This is a genomic window from Allofournierella massiliensis, assembly GCF_004345265.1.
GTDB classification, from domain to species: domain Bacteria; phylum Bacillota; class Clostridia; order Oscillospirales; family Ruminococcaceae; genus Allofournierella; species Allofournierella massiliensis.
Window position 1 is genome coordinate 1 of sequence record NZ_SLUM01000018.1, and the last position, 19,106, is coordinate 19,106.

At 63.1% G+C, this 19,106-nt stretch carries 15 protein-coding genes; 6 read left to right on the forward strand and 9 right to left on the reverse strand.

The window, feature by feature from the left end; all coding sequences use genetic code 11:
• Positions 1-126 precede the first annotated feature (126 nt).
• On the forward strand, positions 127-600 hold the full coding sequence (locus tag EDD77_RS10990; protein ID WP_058963090.1) for a hypothetical protein: 474 nt from the start codon (positions 127-129) through the stop codon (positions 598-600).
• 46 nt (positions 601-646) lie between these two features.
• Here EDD77_RS10990 and EDD77_RS10995 read toward each other — a convergent pair whose 3' ends face one another.
• From EDD77_RS10995 to EDD77_RS11015, 5 genes are all read right to left on the reverse strand, one after another.
• Positions 647-2,434, reverse strand: coding sequence for a M20/M25/M40 family metallo-hydrolase (locus EDD77_RS10995; RefSeq protein ID WP_077138481.1), 1,788 nt, complete (start codon positions 2,432-2,434; stop codon positions 647-649).
• A 239-nt stretch (positions 2,435-2,673) separates the two neighbouring features.
• Complete coding sequence (locus EDD77_RS11000; RefSeq protein WP_058963091.1) at positions 2,674-4,341, reverse strand: glutamine--tRNA ligase/YqeY domain fusion protein; 1,668 nt, start codon at positions 4,339-4,341, stop codon at positions 2,674-2,676.
• A gap of 131 nt (positions 4,342-4,472) precedes the next feature.
• Positions 4,473-6,380 (reverse strand): EAL domain-containing protein, encoded by a 1,908-nt coding sequence (locus EDD77_RS11005; RefSeq protein WP_058963092.1) that lies wholly within the window; start codon positions 6,378-6,380, stop codon positions 4,473-4,475.
• On the reverse strand, positions 6,377-6,790 hold the full coding sequence (locus tag EDD77_RS11010) for a GGDEF domain-containing protein (RefSeq protein ID WP_058963093.1): 414 nt from the start codon (positions 6,788-6,790) through the stop codon (positions 6,377-6,379). The genes EDD77_RS11005 and EDD77_RS11010 overlap by 4 nt, the downstream gene beginning before the upstream one ends.
• Positions 6,790-8,274: a cache domain-containing protein gene (locus EDD77_RS11015; RefSeq protein ID WP_058963094.1), complete on the reverse strand. Its 1,485-nt coding sequence runs from the start codon at positions 8,272-8,274 to the stop codon at positions 6,790-6,792. Before EDD77_RS11015 ends, EDD77_RS11010 begins: the two co-directional genes overlap by 1 nt.
• 467 nt (positions 8,275-8,741) lie before the next feature.
• On the opposite strand from EDD77_RS11015, the gene EDD77_RS11020 reads away from it, so the two are divergent.
• The 5 genes from EDD77_RS11020 (at position 8,742) to EDD77_RS11040 (ending at position 15,622) form a co-directional block, all read left to right on the forward strand.
• Entirely contained in the window at positions 8,742-9,656 is a 915-nt protein-coding gene (locus EDD77_RS11020; protein WP_082669497.1) for a YitT family protein, read from the forward strand.
• Positions 9,657-9,824: 168 nt separating this feature from the next.
• Positions 9,825-12,743: an acyl-CoA dehydratase activase gene (locus EDD77_RS11025; protein ID WP_058963095.1), complete on the forward strand. Its 2,919-nt coding sequence runs from the start codon at positions 9,825-9,827 to the stop codon at positions 12,741-12,743.
• A 4-nt stretch (positions 12,744-12,747) separates the two neighbouring features.
• Positions 12,748-14,076, forward strand: a complete 1,329-nt coding sequence (locus EDD77_RS11030) for a 2-hydroxyacyl-CoA dehydratase (RefSeq protein WP_058963096.1) — start codon at positions 12,748-12,750, stop codon at positions 14,074-14,076.
• A gap of 37 nt (positions 14,077-14,113) precedes the next feature.
• The gene (locus EDD77_RS11035; RefSeq protein WP_058963097.1) at positions 14,114-15,109 is read left to right on the forward strand and encodes a 3'-5' exonuclease; all 996 of its coding nucleotides are present in this window, start codon (positions 14,114-14,116) and stop codon (positions 15,107-15,109) included.
• A gap of 30 nt (positions 15,110-15,139) precedes the next feature.
• The gene (locus tag EDD77_RS11040) at positions 15,140-15,622 is read left to right on the forward strand and encodes a phosphate-starvation-inducible PsiE family protein (RefSeq protein WP_058963098.1); all 483 of its coding nucleotides are present in this window, start codon (positions 15,140-15,142) and stop codon (positions 15,620-15,622) included.
• A gap of 100 nt (positions 15,623-15,722) precedes the next feature.
• Here EDD77_RS11040 and EDD77_RS11045 read toward each other — a convergent pair whose 3' ends face one another.
• From EDD77_RS11045 to rimI, 4 genes are all read right to left on the reverse strand, one after another.
• Positions 15,723-16,541: a metallophosphoesterase gene (locus EDD77_RS11045; RefSeq protein WP_058963099.1), complete on the reverse strand. Its 819-nt coding sequence runs from the start codon at positions 16,539-16,541 to the stop codon at positions 15,723-15,725.
• 95 nt (positions 16,542-16,636) lie between these two features.
• On the reverse strand, positions 16,637-17,473 hold the full coding sequence (locus tag EDD77_RS11050; RefSeq protein WP_058963100.1) for a DegV family protein: 837 nt from the start codon (positions 17,471-17,473) through the stop codon (positions 16,637-16,639).
• Positions 17,474-17,578: 105 nt separating this feature from the next.
• Entirely contained in the window at positions 17,579-18,592 is a 1,014-nt protein-coding gene (gene tsaD, locus EDD77_RS11055; protein ID WP_058963101.1) for a tRNA (adenosine(37)-N6)-threonylcarbamoyltransferase complex transferase subunit TsaD, read from the reverse strand.
• Positions 18,593-18,653: 61 nt separating this feature from the next.
• Entirely contained in the window at positions 18,654-19,106 is a 453-nt protein-coding gene (gene rimI / locus EDD77_RS11060) for a ribosomal protein S18-alanine N-acetyltransferase (RefSeq protein ID WP_058963102.1), read from the reverse strand.

Genomic DNA, 19,106 nt, shown 5'->3' on the forward strand with positions numbered 1-19,106 from the left:
AACAGGAAGTGGAAATCTTCTACCGCTTTATCGGCAAAATCGAATGACACATCTTGAGATACCCAACAATATCTTTAACTAAGGGAAACGGGCCAGACCGCGCCGGATCTGGAACGGCTGCTGGCGGTGAGCAGGCAGCTGGGCACCACCACGGATTATCTGTTGACCGGGCAGCACCCGGCGCTGCGGGAGCAGGGGCCGGACGCGGCCATCTTTTCGGTGGTGGCCACCGGCAGCACCATTGCGGGCCTGCTGGTGGCGGTAATGCTCTGGTACGAAAAGCAGAGCGCCATTGCCACCGCAATCGGCCTGCTGGTCATGGTGATGGGCTGTGTGATCTACGCCATCGGCATGACGGTGGGCGAGCCTGCCAGCCGCCCCCGGGCAAGGCGGCGGTTCTGGGCGGTGAATCTGTGGCTGCTGCCCTTCATCCCCCTGTCCCTGCTGTACAACGTCCTGCTGGGCGGCTTTGTCACTGCGCCCTATCCCGTCCCGGTATCCCCGCTGGCGGGCTATGTGCTGTTCTGGGTGGTCTATCTGGGCGGCTGCGGCATGCTGGAATGGCGGCTGCTGCACGGCGCAAAAGGCAGGCAGAAATAAAAACGAGCACCTGCGTTTTCCGTGCAGGTGCTCGTTTGCGTTTGGATTATTCTTCCCGGGGCTCGTCCGCCTCCACCGGGGCTTCCTCCGCTTCGGGCTTCGGTTCGGCAGCTTCAGCAGTCTCCACAGCCTCGGCAGGCTCAGTGGTTTCCGCCTTCTTGGGGGCAGCGCTCTTTTTGGGCTTTGCGGCCTTCTTCGGCTGCTCTGCCGGGGCCTCCGGGGCGGGCTGTTCGTCTTTTGGCTGTGCAGTTTCCGGCGCAGGCTCAGCAGTTTCGGTCACAGGGGCCTCCGCTTCGGCCTTGGCCCTGGGGGCTGCCTTTTTGCGGGCAGGGGCCTTGCGGGCGGGCTTTTCGGGGGCCAGCTCCGGCTTGCCGTTGCGGGCGCAGTAGCTGCGCAGCAGCTCCTGATAGAAGTTCACAGCCGGGGGCAGCGCCAGAATGGACAGGTTCTCGTTGGCCGCGTGAATGCTGGCGTACTGCTGTTTGTTGATCTCCAGCGGGGCAAAGCGCAGGGCGTTTTCCACCACGCCCTCATACATGTAGAACCGGGCATCGGTGCCGCCGGTCATGATGTAGGGGGCCACCCCGTAGCCGGGGTAGATCTTGCCCATGGTCTCCTCCAGCAGCCGGAAGGCATCGCCGTTAAAGTTCACCTCGGCGCAGGCCGGGTCGGCCTTCAGCACCTCGGTATCCAGCCCGCACTTTTTGGCAGCAGCGCGGATGATCTCGATGCTCTCGTCGGTACCCTGATGGGGCATGCAACGCATGTTAGCGGTGACCCAGGCCTGCTGGGGCAGCACGTTGTAGGCGGGGGAGCCCTGTGCCATGGTGAAGGCGCAGGTGGTGCGCATCATTGCGCCGGCCAGCGGGTTCACACGGGGCAAAAGGAAGCACAGCAGCGGCTCGAACAGCCACAGGTTGCCCAGCAGCAGCCGCATGCCGAAGCTCATGTTGGGGGCAAGGCGCTGGAACATCTCCCGCAAAGTGGGGGAGAAGCGGGCCTGGAAGGGGCTGTGCCGGTCGGTTTTGCAGATGAACCTGGCCAGCTGCACCAGAGCGGTGTTCGGCCCGGGGGCGCTGGCATGGCCGCCGGCGGAATTGGCGGCGAACTTCACGTCCGCATAGCCCTTTTCCACCACGCCCACCATGGCGTAGCGGCCCTTGACCCCGGCCATGGGGGAATCCATGATCATGCCGCCCTCGTCCAGCAGCAGGCCCAGATGGACCCCCTGCTCCTTGAGCCATGCGGCAATGGCGGGCGCGCCGTCGCCGCCCCATTCCTCGGTGCAGCTGGAGGCCAGGTACACGTCGCACTCGGGCTTCCAGCCCCCGGCCAGCAGCTCCTCCACCGCCTGCATGAAGCAGAACAGGCTGCCCTTGGTGTCCACGGTGCCGCGGCCCCATACCGAGCCCTCGGCGATCTCGCCGGAGAAGGGCGGGTATTTCCACTCGCCCTCAGCGGGCACCACGTCGTGGTGGCTCATGATCAGAATGGGCGCACCGACGCCGCCGTCCTGCCCGGGGATTTTATAAATCAGGCTGCCGTTGAGCACCGTGCGGGTGGCCGCCTTGTGCACCAGCGGGAACTGCTCCCGCAGCAATTTATGGAAGGCCTGGAACTTGCGGCGGCTCACCTGATCCTTTTCCGATACCGTCTCGCACTGAACCAGTTTGGACAGGGTCTCCGCATACTGCTGGGCCCGCTCCAGATCGGAATCCGGGAACTGGGCCGTGGCGGCGGAGGTAGGCTTCATCTGGATGGCACGGGCGGCTGCAACGCCCAGCAAAACGAGTAAAATCAGGATGAGAATGAGCAGGATCCATAAAGCGATCATTGGCAGGGGCCTCCTTTGGCTTGTATCAAAAAACGCGCGGAGGGCGCGGAAGATAGCTGTATCTGGCTGGCGGGCATCTGCCCGCCATGTTTTAGTATACCACAGACCAAAACCTTCTGGCAAGGCACGGGGAAAGGCCTTTTTTCAGAGTCCGGAAAAGAAAAAACGGCGGCTGCCGTATCCCGCTTTCGGGGAAATACGGCAGCCGCCGGTGTAATTTAAAGCAAGTGTGCGAAAACTTATTTCTGCTCCAGAGTCTTGCTGAAGCTGTCCTTCAGGGTGACGATGCGGTTCCACACGCCCGGGTGCTTGGAGTCCGGGGTGAAGTAGCCCATGCGCACGAACTGGAACTTCTCGCCGGGCTTGGCGTCGGCCAGGCTGGCCTCCAGCTTGGCGCCCTTCAGAACCTTCACGGAATCCGGGTTCAGGAAGTCCTTGTAGTCGCTGCCTTCGGGCAGCTCGCCCATGTTCTCCTGAGTGAACAGCTTGTCGTACAGGCGAACCTCGGCGTCCACCGCGTGGGCGGCGCTCACCCAGTGGATGGTGCCCTTCACCTTGCGGCCGTCCACGGGATTGCCGTTGCCGGTCTCCAGGTCAGCGGTGCAGCGCAGCTCCACCACTTCGCCGTTCTCGTCCTTGATGACCTCGTTGCACTTCACGATGTAAGCGCCCATCAGGCGAACCTCGCCGTCCGGCTTCAGGCGCTGGAACTTCGGCGGGGGTACCTCGGCAAAGTCGCTCTTCTCGATGTACAGGCTGCCGGAGAAGGCCACCTTGCGGGTGGAGGTGTCGTTTGCGGCCTTGTTGGGGTTGTTGGGAATATCGAAGTACTCCACCTTGCCCTCGGGGTAGTTGGTGATGGTGAGCTTGATGGGCTCGGTCACGGCCATCCGGCGCAGAGCGGTGGTTTCCAGCTCGGTGCGGATGCAGTACTCCAGCAGGCGGTAGTCCACCAGGCTGTATACCTTGGAAACGCCGGCCTTCTTCACGAACTCAAAGATGCTGGAGGGGGTGTAGCCGCGGCGGCGCAGACCGCACAGGGTGGGCATGCGGGGGTCGTCCCAGCCGTCCACGATATTTTTCTCCACCAGCTCGCGCAGGTAGCGCTTGCTCATCACGGTGTTGGACACATTCAGGCGGGCGAACTCGCGCTGGATGGGGAAGGGCCCCAGATGCAGGTTGTTGATGACCCACTCGTACAGGGGGCGATGGTTCTCGAACTCCAGGCTGCACATGCTGTGGGTGATGCCCTCGATGGCGTCCTGAATGGGATGGGCAAAGTCGTACAGGGGGTAGATGCACCAGGCATCGCCCTGACGGTGATGGTGGGCGCGCACGATGCGGTAGATGGCCGGGTCACGCATGTTCATGTTGGGGCTGGCCATGTCGATCTTGGCGCGCAGGGTGCGGCTGCCGTCCGGGAACTCGCCGGCGCGCATGCGGCGGAACAGATCCAGGTTTTCCTCCACGCTCCGGTCGCGCCAGGGGCTGGGCTTGCCGGGCTCGGTCAGGGTGCCCCGGTACTCCTGCATCTGCTCGCGGGTCAGATCGCACACATAGGCCTTGCCTTCCTTGATCAGCTGCTCGGCGTACTCGTAGCACTTCTCAAAGTAGTCGCTGCCATAGTAGATGCCGCCGTTGGGCACAGCACCCAGCCAGCGCAGATCCTCTTCGATGCTCTTCACATACTCGTCGTCCTCGCGCACGGGGTTGGTGTCGTCGTAGCGCAGGTTGAATTTGCCGCCGTAGGCGTTGGCAATGCCCCAGTTGATCCAGATGGCCTTGGCGCTGCCGATGTGCAGGTAGCCGTTGGGCTCCGGCGGGAACCGGGTGTGAATCTCCTTTACGCGGCCTTCCGCCAGATCCGCGTCGATGATCTCGGTGAGAAAATTGTTCGGCTTTTCCATAGCTGATTCTTCGCTCCTCTTATTTTGAAGGGGCCCACGGCGGGGCCCCAAGCGCTCTATTCTCCCATTTTACAGGATTTTGCCCCGCTTTGCAACACAGAAAGCGGGGCAGAAAAGGGGCAAATGGACGCTTAAAGCCGATCGGGATGCAGAAACCGGCGCAGCTCGTCGGCATCCATGGGCATGGCGTAGTAAAAGCCCTGCAGATAATCCGCCCCCAGCTTCACCAGCTGCTGGGCCTGCTGGCGGCTCTCCACGCCCTGGGCGATCACCAGTTTGCCGCAGTCGTGCACGAAGTCGATCAGGTGAGCCAGCAGCTTCGGATCCCGGGCAAGGCAGGTGCGCATCACATAGCGGTCCAGCTTCACCGCCCCCGCCTCGGGCAGATCCAGAATACGGGTCAGGTTGGAATGCCCCGCGCCGAAGTCGTCCACCGTGATGGCGGCCCCGGCCGCAAACAGCTGCCGGATAAGCAGGGGCACTCCGTCGGTGCCCCGCAGGCTGCGGCTTTCGGTGAGCTCGAAGGCCAGCCGGGAGCAGGGAACCCTCTTTTCCCGGGCCATGCGCACGAAGCGGTCGGCAAGATCCGGCGCGGCCAGCTGCAGCGGGCTCAGGTTCACGCTCACCCGCTCCACCGACCGGAACAGCTCTGGATCGGCAGCCATGGCTTCCAGAAGAGAATCAAAGATCACATCGCCCATCCGCTCTGCCAGCCCGCTGCGCTCGGCAATGGGCACAAAGGCGTCCGGCCCAAGCAGACCCAGCTGTTCGTCGTCGATGCGGGGCAGCACCTCCAGCTGCACCGTTCGCCCGGTGCGGGCATCCAGCACCGGCAGATAGCGCAGCGCAAAGCGGCCCCGGTCCAGCGCGCCGGTCAAAGCGCGGCGCACCGCCAGCGTGCGCTGCAGGCGGGCCAGTGCCTGATCGTTCACCCACTGGGGCGCGGCATGAACCGGCCCGTCCGGGGTGAATTCCTCCAGAAGATCCAGCAAAAGCAGCGCCTGATCCAGATCCGGTGCGCAGCGCAGCCCGTCCATCAGGATGGCGGGCTGGGTCAGGGTGACGGTGCAGCCCTTCAGAGCCCAGCCTTCGTTCAGCCCGGTGGCCAGCTCGGCCATCTGGCTGCTGAAGCCCTCCCGGCTGCCCTGGCTGAACACCACAAAGCGGCCTGCCTGGCTGAGGTAAAACACCGTGCAGCGGGGCGTTGCGGCGCGCAGCCGTTTTGCGGTCGGGGCCAGCCATTGGGCGGGGGAAATACCGCCTGCGTCGTTTGCAGGGGCGAGGCGCAGAAAGGCAAGGCAGTATGGCTTGTGGAACTGGTAACAGTCCCACAGGGTATCGGAAAGGGCGCGGTAGTTGGGGCATCCGCTGGCGGAGTGAATCTGGCTGCCGGGCAGCGGCGCACCCAGCGCCGCGGGAAGCAGAGCCAGCGCCACCACAAACCAGAACAGGCGCACGTTGCCCGCGGTCAGCTGCAGCGGCATTGCTGCCAGCACAAAACCGGCCATGCAGCCGGCGCATTGCCGCCCCGGGCCCGGTTTGGCCCTGCGCATCCAGAGGCAGCCGAAGACCAGCAGCAGCCAGCAGCAGGCCAGAAGCGGCAGATACAGCGGCTCGTTTTCAAAGCCGCCCTGTGCCCGGGGCCGGTAAAGCAGCCCCAGCCAGGGGCTGAGCAGCGCGGCCAGAATTCCGACGCAGCACACAAGGCCGGTCAGCCGCATCATCCGGCGCAGCTGCTTCCCGGAGACCTTTGCCAGAAACAGGGTGCACAGCACAAAACAGGCAAAAAACAGAAACTGGCTGATCATCCAGGCTGCCAGCAGCAGACAGGCTGCCCGGTCCGGCAGCCAGGGCCAGGCCCCGGCGCGCACCGGGGTGGCCAGAACATCCAGCGCGGTGGCGGCAAGGGCGCTGGCGAACGTGCGATACAGGGCGGCGCGGGTCAGGGTGTGCGCGCCACGCCGCATCAGGCAGATCAGAGCCAGCGCGGCCAGAAACACAAATGCCGCCATCTGAAAATAAATGTTGTAGTGGATCATGGCCGTTCCTCCCGTGCTCCAAGCTCCCGCAGCCCGCGGGTGGATACCCAGCAGCCCCGGTTCCGCTTGGCCGCGTAAAGGGCCACGTCCGCCTCCTGATAGGCCTGATTCAGGGGGACGGCAGCCGGGTCGAACAGATGAACGCCCACGCTCACGCCCACCGGAACGCCCAGCTCCAGCTTGCTGGCAAGGCCGGGCAGCTCGGTGCAGATGCGGCCGGCCAGTGCCTCGGCAGTGGCCCAGTCCGCGCCGGGCAAAAGCACAAGAAACTCATCGCCGCCCAGCCGTACGGGGGTACCGGAGGCGGCACTCAGCTGCTCCAGCAGCCGGGCAACCTCCCGCAGCAGCACATCGCCCACCGGGTGGCCCAGCAGGTCGTTCACTTCCTTGAAATGGTCCAGATCCATCATCAGAAGGGCTGCCTGTTTGGGCGGGTCGGGCCGGGCCGGGCCAGCAGCTCGTTTATCTTTACGCGCAGCACCCGCCGGTTGTACAGATTGGTCAGGGGATCCCGGTTGGCCCGCTGGCGCAGCTCATCCTCCCGGCGGCGTTCCTCGGTGATGTCCTCAAAGGTCACGATGGCGTGGGTGGGGGCCTGCCCGGGAATGCGCACGGCGGTCAGGGTCACACGGGTCCAGCGGTATTCGCTCTGATCCGGCCTGCGCACCAGAAAATCGCCCTGCACCGGCTCCTGGGTGGTGCGGATCCGATGGAACAGCGCCAGGAATCCGGTGGAGTGCTGGGGAGCCACTGTGCCGTTCTGAGCCAGAGTGGCAGGTTCCACCGGCGCCCCGGTCCGGGTGGTGTCGGTCTCATCGCAGGCGGTCATGGTATGGCCGGCCAGATCGTAAACAAACAGGGTGATGGCGGTGTGCTGAAGAGCCATTGCCAGCAGCTGATTGCTGGTGCGCAGCGAATCCTCGGCCCGCTGTACCTGGCCCTCCCGCTGGCGGTGATAGATGGTCAGCAGCACCAGCATCACCACCGAAGCGGCCAGCATTTTCAGCGCCATGATCATCACCAGCCTGGTCTCCTGGGCGTTGGTGGCCAGCAGGGCGCTCCGGGGTACATCCTGATAGAGATACCAGTCCCGGATGCCGGTGGAAACGCACAGCCAGGCCACCGCCCCGTCGCCGGTGCCGGCGGTGCCGAAGCTGCCGGTTTCCTCTTCCGGCAAGCTGCCCAGCGTGCGGCCGGCATCGGTGTTCCAGAAGCTGCCGCCGGGCTCCAGCTGGTATTTCAGGTTGTCGCAGGCATAGATCACCATGCCGTCTGCCTGGAACACCGCCACCCGGCTTTCGTCCGACAGGCCGTACAGCGTGAGTGACCGGGCCACCTGCTCCACCTTCAGAACGCCCAGCACCGCGCCGGTTACCGGCTGCTCCGGGCTCACCCGCACCGGCACATACACATAGAACCGGTCGTCCTTGTAGGTGGGGCTGTTGTAAACGGCGGAATAGCCGCTCTGCCCGTCGAAGGCGCTTTCCAGCGCTTCCTCACTGGAAAGATCCAGTGAAATGCCCTGGGACGAGATGGCCTGTTTGTCCAGCGAGACGGCCCACATCTGGGCAAAATCGCTGCGCTGGAAGTATTCGTCCAGCAGCTGGCGCACATCCTCCTCGCTGCTGCCGGCGGGCAGGCTGGCGATGGCGGTGGCCGCCCGCTGCACATAGCTCATCTGCTGTTCCAGATAACTGTTCAGCGCAGCGATGCTGGAGCGGGCGGTATTCTGCAAAGAGTCCTGGCTGGAAGCAATGGTGTAACGGTTAAGCTGAAGAGTGAAATCCAGTGTGCTGAACACCAGCGTTACAAACAGAAGCACAAGCCCCAGAAGGGCGAGCCAAAGCTGCCGGGCGGTGGACCTCCAGCGGCGGAAAACGGACAAATGTTTCATCAGAAGATCACTCCTCTGGCCTTGGGATTCCGGGCAAAAAACAGCCATGGCGGCGTGGAAAAGCAGAATTGCCCAATCTTTGGCTTTTCTGGTTAAAATTATAGTAAAAAGCAGCCGGGCGTGCAAGCTTTAACCATACAATTCGCGCAGGAATTTTTCCGCCTGTGACCCCAAAATCGGTAAGATGTGCCAAAGTAAGCTGTAAACATTGACAGGAACACGGCACTGTGGTAATGTAAAATAGCGAACGCCCATGCGCGTATTTAATAGGTAAAAGCGCGGGGCAAGGCGTGACCGCGCGCAAAAGAATAACGGTCCGCCGCCGGCGGCAGCAGTGCCCCGGGGCGGGCGAAAAGCGAACGCTGCCCGCGCGGCGCCGCCCGGTTTTGGGTGGCCTGTTTGCGGGCAACGGGTTTTTTTGTGCGAAACAAAGCTGGGCGTCAAAGGTGAAAAAGGAGCGATGAGGCGTGGAAAAACCGCAAAAGGCCGGCAAGGGGCGGCAGCTGATCCCCTTTCGACTGGAGCACGTGGGCAGCCCCGGTGAATTTGCAAAATATGCATTTTTGTTGAATCTGGGGCTCTTCCTTACCGCAGCGGGCATCCATCTGTTCAAAACCCCCAACCACTTTGCCATGGGCGGCACCAGCGGCATGTCCATCATCATGGCCACCCTGTGGCCGGGCATGAACGTGGGCGGCGCGCTGTTCATCATCAACGGCATTCTGGTGGCGCTGGGCATCATCTTCCTGGGCGTAAAGACCATGGGCGTTACGATTTATTCCTCGTTTGCTCTGTCGGCCTTTGTAAGCCTGCTGGAAAAGGTGTATCCCATGAGCGCGCCCTTCACAAACGACACGCTTCTGGAGCTGTGCTTTGCGGTGGCCCTGCCTGCCGCCGGCAGCGCCATTGTGTTCAACGTGGGCGCCTCCACCGGCGGCACCGACATCGTGGCCATGATCCTGTCCAAATACACCAGCATGGAGATCGGCCGTGCGCTGCTCATCTCGGACCTGGCCATTGCGGCCTGGGCGGGCGGTCTGTACGGCATCGCCACCGGCCTGTACTGTGTACTGGGTACCTTTGCCAAGGCCTTTATGGTGGACAGCTTCATCGAGAGCCTGAACCAGCGCAAGGTGGTCACGGTGATCAGCAGCCACCCGGAGGATGTGAAGAACTTCATTCTGGAAAAGCTGCACCGCAGCGCCACGGTCTACACCGCCGAGGGCGCGTATACCGGTCAGTCCGAGCAGGTGTTCACCACCGTGCTCACCCGCCGTCAGGCGGTGCTGCTGCGCAACCATCTGCGCCGGGTGGACCCCAAAGCCTTCCTCACCATCGTGAATTCCTCCGAAATTGTGGGCAAGGGCTTCCGGGCGCTGTAAGTGCCGCAGGGCGCAACAATTCGTTCAAAATTGCGCGGTATCATAAGCAAAGGGGGCGCGCCGCGCCGCTCCCCATGCCGCCGGGGCCGGGAAAAGCCCCTGGGCGGTCCGCATTCGTTTTTTTCGCGGGGGCGCGGCTCCCGTACAGCAAGAAGGAGTGTTTGTTACATGCGGGTAGGCCTGGACATTGGTTCCACCACCATCAAATGCGTCGTGCTGGATGAGCACGATCAGGTTATCTACGATACATACGAGCGCCACGGCAGCCACATCACCGAAAAGGCCGGTGAGCTTCTGGCCCGCCTGGCAAAGGAGCAGGTGCCCGGCGGCAAGGCATATCTGGCCATTTCCGGCTCCGCGGGCATGGGCCTCGCGGACGGGTGCGGCGTACCCTTCGTGCAGGAGGTGTTCGCCACCCGGGTGGCCGCAAAGCGGCTGGCCCCTCAGGCGGACGTGGTCATCGAGCTGGGCGGCGAGGATGCCAAGATCCTGTTCCTTTCCGGCGGCACCGAGGTGCGCATGAACGGCAGCTGCGCCGGCGGCACCGGCGCCTTCATCGACCAGATGGCCACGCTGCTCAAGATGAGCCCGGAGGAGCTGAACGAGGCGGCCAGCCGGGCGGAAAAGACCTATACCATCGCCAGCCGGTGCGGCGTGTTCGCCAAAAGCGACATCCAGCCCCTGATCAACCAGGGCGCCGCCGCGGGCGACATCGCCGCCAGCATCTATCAGGCGGTGGTAAACCAGACCATCGCGGGTCTTGCCCAGGGCCGGCCCATTCAGGGCAATGTGCTGTATCTGGGCGGGCCGCTCACCTTCAACAGCGAGCTGCGCAAGAGCTTTGACCACACGCTGGAGCTCACCGGCCTGTGCCCGGAGCACAGCCTGCATTTCGTGGCCATGGGCGCGGCCTTCTATGCGGACAGGGAGATGGATCTGGCTCAGGTAGCAAAAACCATCGGCAGCATCCAGCAGGTGGGCGAATACACCAGCCAGCCGCCTCTGTTCGCCAATAAGCAGGAATACGAGGATTTCCACGCCCGCCACATGCGCGCCAGCGTGCCCTGCGTGCCCTTCGGCGCGGACGTGGGCCCGGTGCACATCGGCGTGGACTCCGGCTCCACCACCGTGAAGGTGGCCGTCATCGACGACAACGCGAACCTCCTGTTCACCGATTATCAGCCCAATCTGGGCAACCCGCTGCCCCTGATCCGGGACGTGCTGCTCAAGCTGTATCAGAACCACCCCAATCTGGAGGTGGCCAGCGTGACCAGCACCGGCTACGGCGAGGAGCTGGTCAAGCACGCCTTCCGGGGCGACTTCGGCGTGGTGGAAACGGTGGCCCACTTCACCGCCGCCCGTCACTTTCTGCCGGATGTGGACTTCATCATCGACATCGGCGGCCAGGACATGAAGTGCTTCAAGATTGAGGACGGCGCCATCAGCGACATCTTCCTGAACGAGGCCTGCTCCAGCGGCTGCGGCAGCTTTCTGCAGACCTTTGCCCAGGCGCTGGGCTACGACGTGAAGGAGTTCGCGGCGCTGGGCCTGTTTGCGGACAAGCCCGTGGATCTGGGCAGCCGCTGCACCGTGTTCATGAACTCCAGCGTGAAGCAGGCCCAGAAGGACGGCGCCTCCATCCAGAACATCTCGGCGGGCCTGTCCATCAGCGTGGTCAAGAACGCCATCTACAAGGTCATCCGCGCCGCCAGCCCCGAGGAGCTGGGCCGACGCATCGTGGTGCAGGGCGGTACCTTCTACAACGAGGCGGTGCTGCGGGCCTTTGAAAAGGAGATGGGCGTGGAGGTGGTCCGGCCGGACATCGCCGGTCTGATGGGCGCCTTCGGCGCGGCGCTGCACGGCCGTTCTCTGGTGGAAAAGGGTCATAAGAGCAGCCTGCTCAGCCGGCAGGAGCTGCTGGAATTCACCCAGAAAACCCAGAATGTGCAGTGCAACGGCTGCACCAACCACTGCCAGCTCACCGTGAGCACCTTCGCCGGCGGCCGCCGGCTGATCAGCGGCAACCGGTGCGAAAAGCCGGTCACCGGCAAGACCGCCCAGGACGATCTGAACCTGTATGCCTACAAGCAGAAGATGCTGGCGGGCTACAAGCCCGGCCCGGCGGTACGGGGCACCATCGGCATTCCGCTGTGCCTGAATATGTACGAGCTGCTGCCCTTCTGGCATGCCTTCTTCACCAGCCTGGGCTTTGCGGTGGTCACCAGCCCGGTATCCACCCGTGCCATGTACATCAAGGGTCAGGCCAGCATTCCCAGCGACACCGTCTGCTTCCCGGCCAAGCTGGCCCACGGCCACATCCGGGCGCTGGCGGATATGGGCATCAAGACCATCTTCTACCCCTGCATGAGCTACAACATCGACGAGCACCTGGGCGACAACCACTACAACTGCCCGGTGGTGGCCTACTACCCGGAGGTTCTGGCGGTGAACTGCCCCGAGCTGGCCGATGTGACCTTCATCAACGAGTTCGTGGGCCTGCATCGCCCGAAGGACTTCAAAAAGAAGATGTACGAGATCATGAACCGCTATTTCCCCGGCATCAAGCGGGGGGAAGTGGAGCGCGCGGCCGATATGGGCTACGCGGAATACAACGCCCACATGCAGCGCCTGCGGGACAAGGGGGCCGAGATCATCGCCGCCGCCCGTGCCGAGGGCAAGCGGATCGTGGTGCTGGCCGGCCGGCCCTACCATGTGGATCCGGAGGTGAACCACGGCATCGATGCGCTGCTGTGCCGCCATGGCGCGGCGGTCATCACCGAGGACAGCGTGGCCTGGCATGAGGAGAAATTCCCCACCACCGTGCTGAACCAGTGGACCTACCATTCCCGCCTGTACGCGGCCGCCAAATACTGCACCACCCAGAAGGATATGGATCTGGTGCAGCTGGTGAGCTTCGGCTGCGGTGTGGACGCCATCACCACCGACGAGACCCGTGAGATTCTGCACGAGGGCGGCAAGCTGTATACCCAGCTGAAGATCGACGAGATCACCAACCTGGGTGCGGTAAACATCCGAATCCGCAGCCTGTTTGCCGCACTGGACGAAAAAGAACGAAAGGGGGAATGACCCGATGGAAACCAATTATCCCCGTTTTACGCAGGAGATGAAAAAGACCCACACCATCCTGATTCCCAACATGCTGCCCCTGCATTTTTCCATGCTGGCGGCGGCGCTGGAATATGAGGGCTATCATGTGGAGGTGCTGGGCAACTGCGGCAGTCAGGTGGCGCAGCTGGGCCTGAAGTATGTGCACAACGACACCTGCTACCCGGCGCTGCTGGTCATCGGCCAGTTTCTGGACGCTTTGCAGAGCGGCAAGTATGACCTGGATCACACCGCCCTGCTCATCACCCAGACCGGCGGCGGCTGCCGCGCCTCCAACTACATCCATCTGCTGCGCAAGGCGCTGCACCGGGCAGGCTACGGCCACATTCCCGTGGCCAGCCTGAACTTCTCGGGCCTCGAGAAGGACTCCGGCTTCCAGATGAATCTGTCCATTGCCCGCAAGGCCATCGCCGCCATCTTCTACGGCGATCTGATCATGGCTCTGCGCAACCAGACCTCCCCCTACGAGGTTACCAGAGGGCAGGCGAAGGAACTGGCCGAAAAATGGGTGGATACCATCTGCGACTGGTTCCACCAGAACAAGGGCTTTACCGGCGGCGAGATGAAGGCCACCTTCCCCAAAATTGCCAACGACTTTGCCGCCATTTCGGTGGTGCGCACCCCCAAGGTGAAGGTGGGCATCGTGGGCGAGATCTATGTGAAATACTCGCCGCTGGGCAACAACAACTTGGAGGAGTTCCTGGCCAGCCAGGACTGCGAGGTGAACCTGCCGGGCCTTCTGGGCTTTGTGGATTACTGCATCAGCAACATGGGCGATACCGTGCGTTTCTATGGCGGCAGCCTGGCCGAGGTATGGGGCAGCGAGGCGCTGCTCAAATATCTGGACGGCTTCGAGCGGGCCATGGGCAGCGCCATGCGGGCGGCGGGCTTCCACGCTCCGGCCCGTTTCCTGGAGCTGCGAGAGATGGCAAACGGCATCATCAGCCGGGGCAACAAGATGGGCGAGGGCTGGCTGCTCACCGCCGAGATGGTGGAGCTGGTCACCACAGGCTACGAGAACATCGTCTGCGCCCAGCCCTTCGGCTGCCTGCCCAACCACATCTGCGGCAAGGGTATGATCAGCCGCATCCGGGCCATCTATCCCAATGCCAACATCACCCCCATCGACTACGATCCCAGCGCCACCCCGGTCAACCAGGAAAACCGCATCAAGCTGATGATCAGCGTGGGCAGGGAACGGCTGGAGGAAAAGATCGTCGCCCAGCCCGCCCCGGTGCAGGAGCCGGTGGCCGGCCTGGAAAGCAAAATCGAGAGCATTCCCGGCGTTCAGTGAAACGCCGCCTACAAAACAGCAGGAAAGGAAGCCGCAGATGAGCGACTTTGTGATTTTTGACATGGAATGGAACATGGGCTATCAGCCCAGAACCTTCCAGTATCAGGGCGTGGAGCAGACCTTGCGGGGTGAGATCATCCAGATCGGCGCGGTGAAGCTGCGGGATGGTCAGCCGGTGGATCGCTTCTCGCTGACCATGAAGCCCCGCATCTTCCCCCGGCTGCATCACCATGTGGCCAAGGTCACCGGCCTGACCCAGGCTCAGCTGGATGCGGGCGTGCCCATTAAGGAGGGCCTGCGCCGTTTTGCCGAGTGGTGCGGGCCGGATACCCCGCTGGGTGAGTGGGGGCAGGACGACGTGCCCGTGCTCAAGCAGAATCTGGTGCTGTGCAGTCTGGATGAGAGCTGGCCCCGCAAATGGTACGATCTGCAGCGGGTATTCACCAGCCAGCGCCCCCGGCAGGAGGGCGAGGGCATGACGCTGGAGGCGGTGGTGGAGCGGCTGGGCATTCCCAAAAACGACGCCTTCCACGACGCGCTCAGCGACGCGGAATACACCGCCGCGGTCTGCGGCTTTCTGGACTTTGAGCGGGGGCTTGCGGAATACCCCGACGAGGCGCAGCAGCTGAAAGAGCTGCTCTGCCCGGAAGGCAGGGACCGGCGGGATTTCCGGCTCTGGCCCGCCCAGGTGGACGGCGAGGCCTGGTCCACCAGCAGCGAGCTGCGGGGGGCGGTGTGCCCGGAGTGCGGCGCGCCGCTGGAGCTGGATAAGGACGATATCTGGCTGCGCAAGGGCAACAACTGCCTGTACAGCATGGGCGAGTGCGCCCAGCACGGCCCGGCCATGATCTGGCTGCGGCGCATGCGGCTGGACGGGCTGCACTTCACCTTTGCCCGGGCCACCGAGCCTGCGGGCAAGGAGGCCCAGGCCAAGTGGGCCAGGGAAAAGAAAGCCGCGCTGGAGCGGGCCCGCCGCAAGCGGGAGAAGGAAGCAGCCGAAGCGCTGGAACGGGTCCGCAACGCGGGCCGCTGAAAATTGAAGAATTGAGGAGGGATCCCGGCAATGAAACGCAATCGGTTGATTATTTGCCGCCAGTGGGTGGCGCGAATGGCCAGCATCATCGAAACGGTGGTTGCACTGGTGGTTCTGCTGGCGATTCTTGTGGCCGGCGTGCGGGTGCTGTTTGAAGTGAAGGATCTGGTGCTGGCTCCGGATGTGGACGAGGCCTTTACCACCTTTTTGAGCAGCGCCTTCAACGTGGTCATCGGCATCGAGTTCGTGAAGATGCTGGCCAAGCACAGCCCCGGCAGCGCCATCGAGGTGCTGCTCTTTGCCATTGCCCGCCAGATGGTGGTGGAGCATACCTCCCCGGTGGAAAATCTGGTGAGCATTCTGGCCATTCTGCTGATCTTCGTGATTCGCAAGTATCTGTTTGTGCCTGCCTTCGGCGCGCACCTGCCCGGTGAGGATGCCTTTGGTACCTCCAGCCTGATGGCTGCGCGGGAACAGGCGCTGCGGGACGCGGATGCAGAGGAAGAGGACTGAGCGCGTGGCCTGATCCCTTTTCGCAATACAGCCAATAAGAAAACGCCCGGCGCACGGTTTTGATTCCGTGCGCCGGGCGTTTTTTCCTTTTGGGCGGGGATTATTCCAGAACCACCACTTCCGGCGGGGTGAGCAGCCGGAAGGGCACGCCGCTCATGCCGATGCCCCGGCTCACAAACAGCTGGGCGGGCCGCTGGGGCTGGGGCCGGTAAAGCCCGCTGGGGAACATTTTGCCCCCCGGCGGCAGAATCATCTGTGTGAGCACCGGCACCTGCAGCTGACCGGCATGGCTGTGGCCGCTGAGCATCACATCCACATGGGAGAGGTTCAGGTACCGGGCCTTGTCCGGCATGTGGCACAAACAGATCCGCCAGCCCTCGGCGGGCATTTCCCGAAGAACCTTTCCGTCGGAATAGGGGGCAAGGCCACAGATCGTTATCCCGGGCGCGGGCTGCACAATCTTATCCCACAGGGGCACAAAACCGCCGTGCTCCATCAGCATCCGGTAAAAGGGGGCAGCGCCCTGGCGCACGTCGTGGTTGCCCCACACCGCATACTTGCCCAAAGGGGCTTTGATGCGCTGCAGCTGGGCGGCCAGCCAGGAAAAATTCAGCATGTGGGCATCCCGGCCGAACTTTGCAAAGAAATCGCCGCCAAACAGCACCATCTCGGGAGCCTCGGCGTTGATGGCGTCCACCAGCGGCTCCAGAAATTCGGGGGAATACATGGGGCCGAAGTGAACGTCCGAGAAAAAGAGGGTTTTCACCGGTGGACGGCGGCAGAGCTCCGGCCGGGTGACGGTGAGCCGATGGGGCTCCACCTTTGCGGCGTACCAGCCCACCGCCGCGCCTGCGGCAGCAGCTCCGGCGGCCGCGCCCAGAAACAGCCGGGCGGCCCGGTCGACACGGTTTTGATCCATAGGGTCTGACCTCCTGTGTTGCGTTCGTTACATTTATTATAACAAAAATGCACCCTGCTTGAAAAGCAAGCAGGGTGCGAAGAAATCGTGAAAAATCAGTAGCCCACGATGATGCCGCCATCCTGAGCGTAGAAGCTGGTCAGGCCGCTGCAGGGAAGAATGGTCACGTCCGCGCCGGGCCACTTGGTCTCGATGCCGTGACGCAGCAGCTGGGCAGCGTTTTCGTTGAAGCAGTGGCTGATGACCACCGGTGTGCCCTGATAGCCCCGCCGGTCCATCTCTTCCAGAATGAAGGCCAGGGTGCGGGTTTCGCCGCGGGTCTTGTGCAGCATTTCCAGCTTGCCGTCGTCGCTGCCGCGGCCCACAATGCGCATGCCCATCTTGCCGGCAACAAAGCCGACCACCCGGTTCAGCCGGCCGTTCTTCACCAGATTGTCGAAGCAGGAAAGGGCAAACAGCACCTGCCGGGGTGCATAGTATACCTCCAGCTCCTTCACCACGTCCTCAAAGGCCAGGCCCTCACCGATCAGTTCATTGGCCTTGCGGATGGCCAGCGCCATCTCGCCGCCGGTGGACAGGCTGTCCAGCACATAGATGTTTTTGTCCGGGTGGCTTTCCAGCACCATTTCCTTTGCAATCATGGCGCTGTTGTAGCTGCCGGAAAGATTGCTGCTGATGGTCACTGCAATGATGTTATCGCCCAGCAGGAATTTTTCCGCCCATTCCTCGGGGCTGGGGCAGGCGGTGGTGGAAGCGCCGTTGTAGTTGCGCATCTCGGCCATCATGACGGCCACGTCCAGCGCGGCATTGTCCACAAATTCCCGGTCGGCCACACGGATCTTCAGCGGCACGGTGGCGAAACCGGTCTCGGGCGCGGGTGCGGGCAGGCTGCGCAGTTCGCAGGAGGAGTCGGCAACGATCATCCAAGTCATAGTAAATACACTCCCTTTAGGTGGCGCGGTGCCGCGCGATTTACATAGTTTTTAATACTAGATATATTATAGAGGCTTTGGCGCTGTTCGTCAAGGCGAAACGGGTCAGCCGCAGTTGTAGTCGATGGGCAGGGTGGGCAGGCCGTTCAGGTCAAGGCCTGCCACGTTGCCGCTTTGCAGCTCGTAAAAGCCCTGGGAAGCGATCATGGCCCCGTTGTCGCCGCAGAATTCCACCGCAGGCAGGCAGAGCTTTGCCCCCAGCTTCTGGGCGCCCTCGTTCACAAGGCAGCGCAGCAGGCTGTTGGCGGCCACACCGCCTGCAAGGCAGAGGGTGGAAGCGCCGGTGTCCTTCGCGGCGGCCAGCAGCTTGTCGGCCAGAATTTCGTCGATCCGGTGTTCAAAGCTGGCGGCCATGTCTGCCACATTCACGGTTTCGCCCCGCATCTCGGCCTGATTCACCGCATTCAGCACGGCGGTTTTCAAGCCGGAAAAGCTCACGTTGTATTTGCCCTCCACATGGGGCACCGGCAGCTTGTAGGCTTTGGGGTTGCCGGTGCGGGCCGCCTTGCTGATGGCCGGGCCGCCCGGGTAGCCAAGGCCCAGGGTGCGGGCCACCTTGTCGAAGGCTTCGCCCGCCGCGTCGTCCACCGTGCGGCCCAGCACCGTGAAGTGGGTGTAGTCACTCACCTGCACGATATGGCTGTGGCCGCCGCTGGCCACAAGGCACAGAAAGGGGGGCTTTAAGTCCGGGTGGGTCAGGTAGAGGGCGGCGATGTGCCCCCGCAGATGATGCACCGGGATCAGGGGCTTGTTTGCCGCGTAGGCAAGGCCCTTGGCAAAGTTCACGCCCACCAGCACCGCGCCGATCAGCCCCGGCGCGAAGGAGACGGCGATGCCGTCCAGCTGGGCGGGGGTCATGCCCGCATCCGCCAGCGCCTTTTCCACGGTGGCGCTGATGTATTCCGCGTGGCGGCGGCTGGCGATCTCCGGCACCACGCCGCCATACAGGGCCTGCTCCGCCACACTGGTGGAGATCACATTGCTCACCAGCTCGCGGCCGTCCTTCACCACGGCGGCGGCGGTTTCATCGCAGGTGCTCTCGATTCCTAAAATATACATTTTGTAATATCACCATGCTTTTCAACAAATATCTGGGAAATCCGGGCCGGTTCTGCCTGTTTCACAGCGCCCGGTGCATGAGGACCGCGTCCTCGGTGGGGTTCTGGTAAAAGCGGGGGCGGCGGCCGTCCGCCACAAAGCCCGCCTGCTCATACAGGGCAATGGCTCCTGCATTGGAAGCCCGCACCTCCAGAAAGGCGGTCTCGGCGCCCTCACCGCGCAGCGCCTCCATGCTTTCCCGCAAAAGGGCGCTGCCCGCACCGGTGCGCCGGGCTGTGGGGGATACGGTCAGGGTGTACAGGCTGGCTTCTCCGGCGGCCAGCTGCCAGGCGGCAAGGCCCACCACCGGCTGGCCGGGCAGTTGGGCCACGAACAGGCGGGACGCGCCGCCTGCCTGCTGGTTTTCCAGCTCTTCGGTGAGCTGGGCAAGGCTCCAGGGGTCGCCTGCGCTCTGCTCAATCTGCCCACAGATCTCCAGATCGGCCCGTTCCATGGGCCGGATAAAGTATTCCAC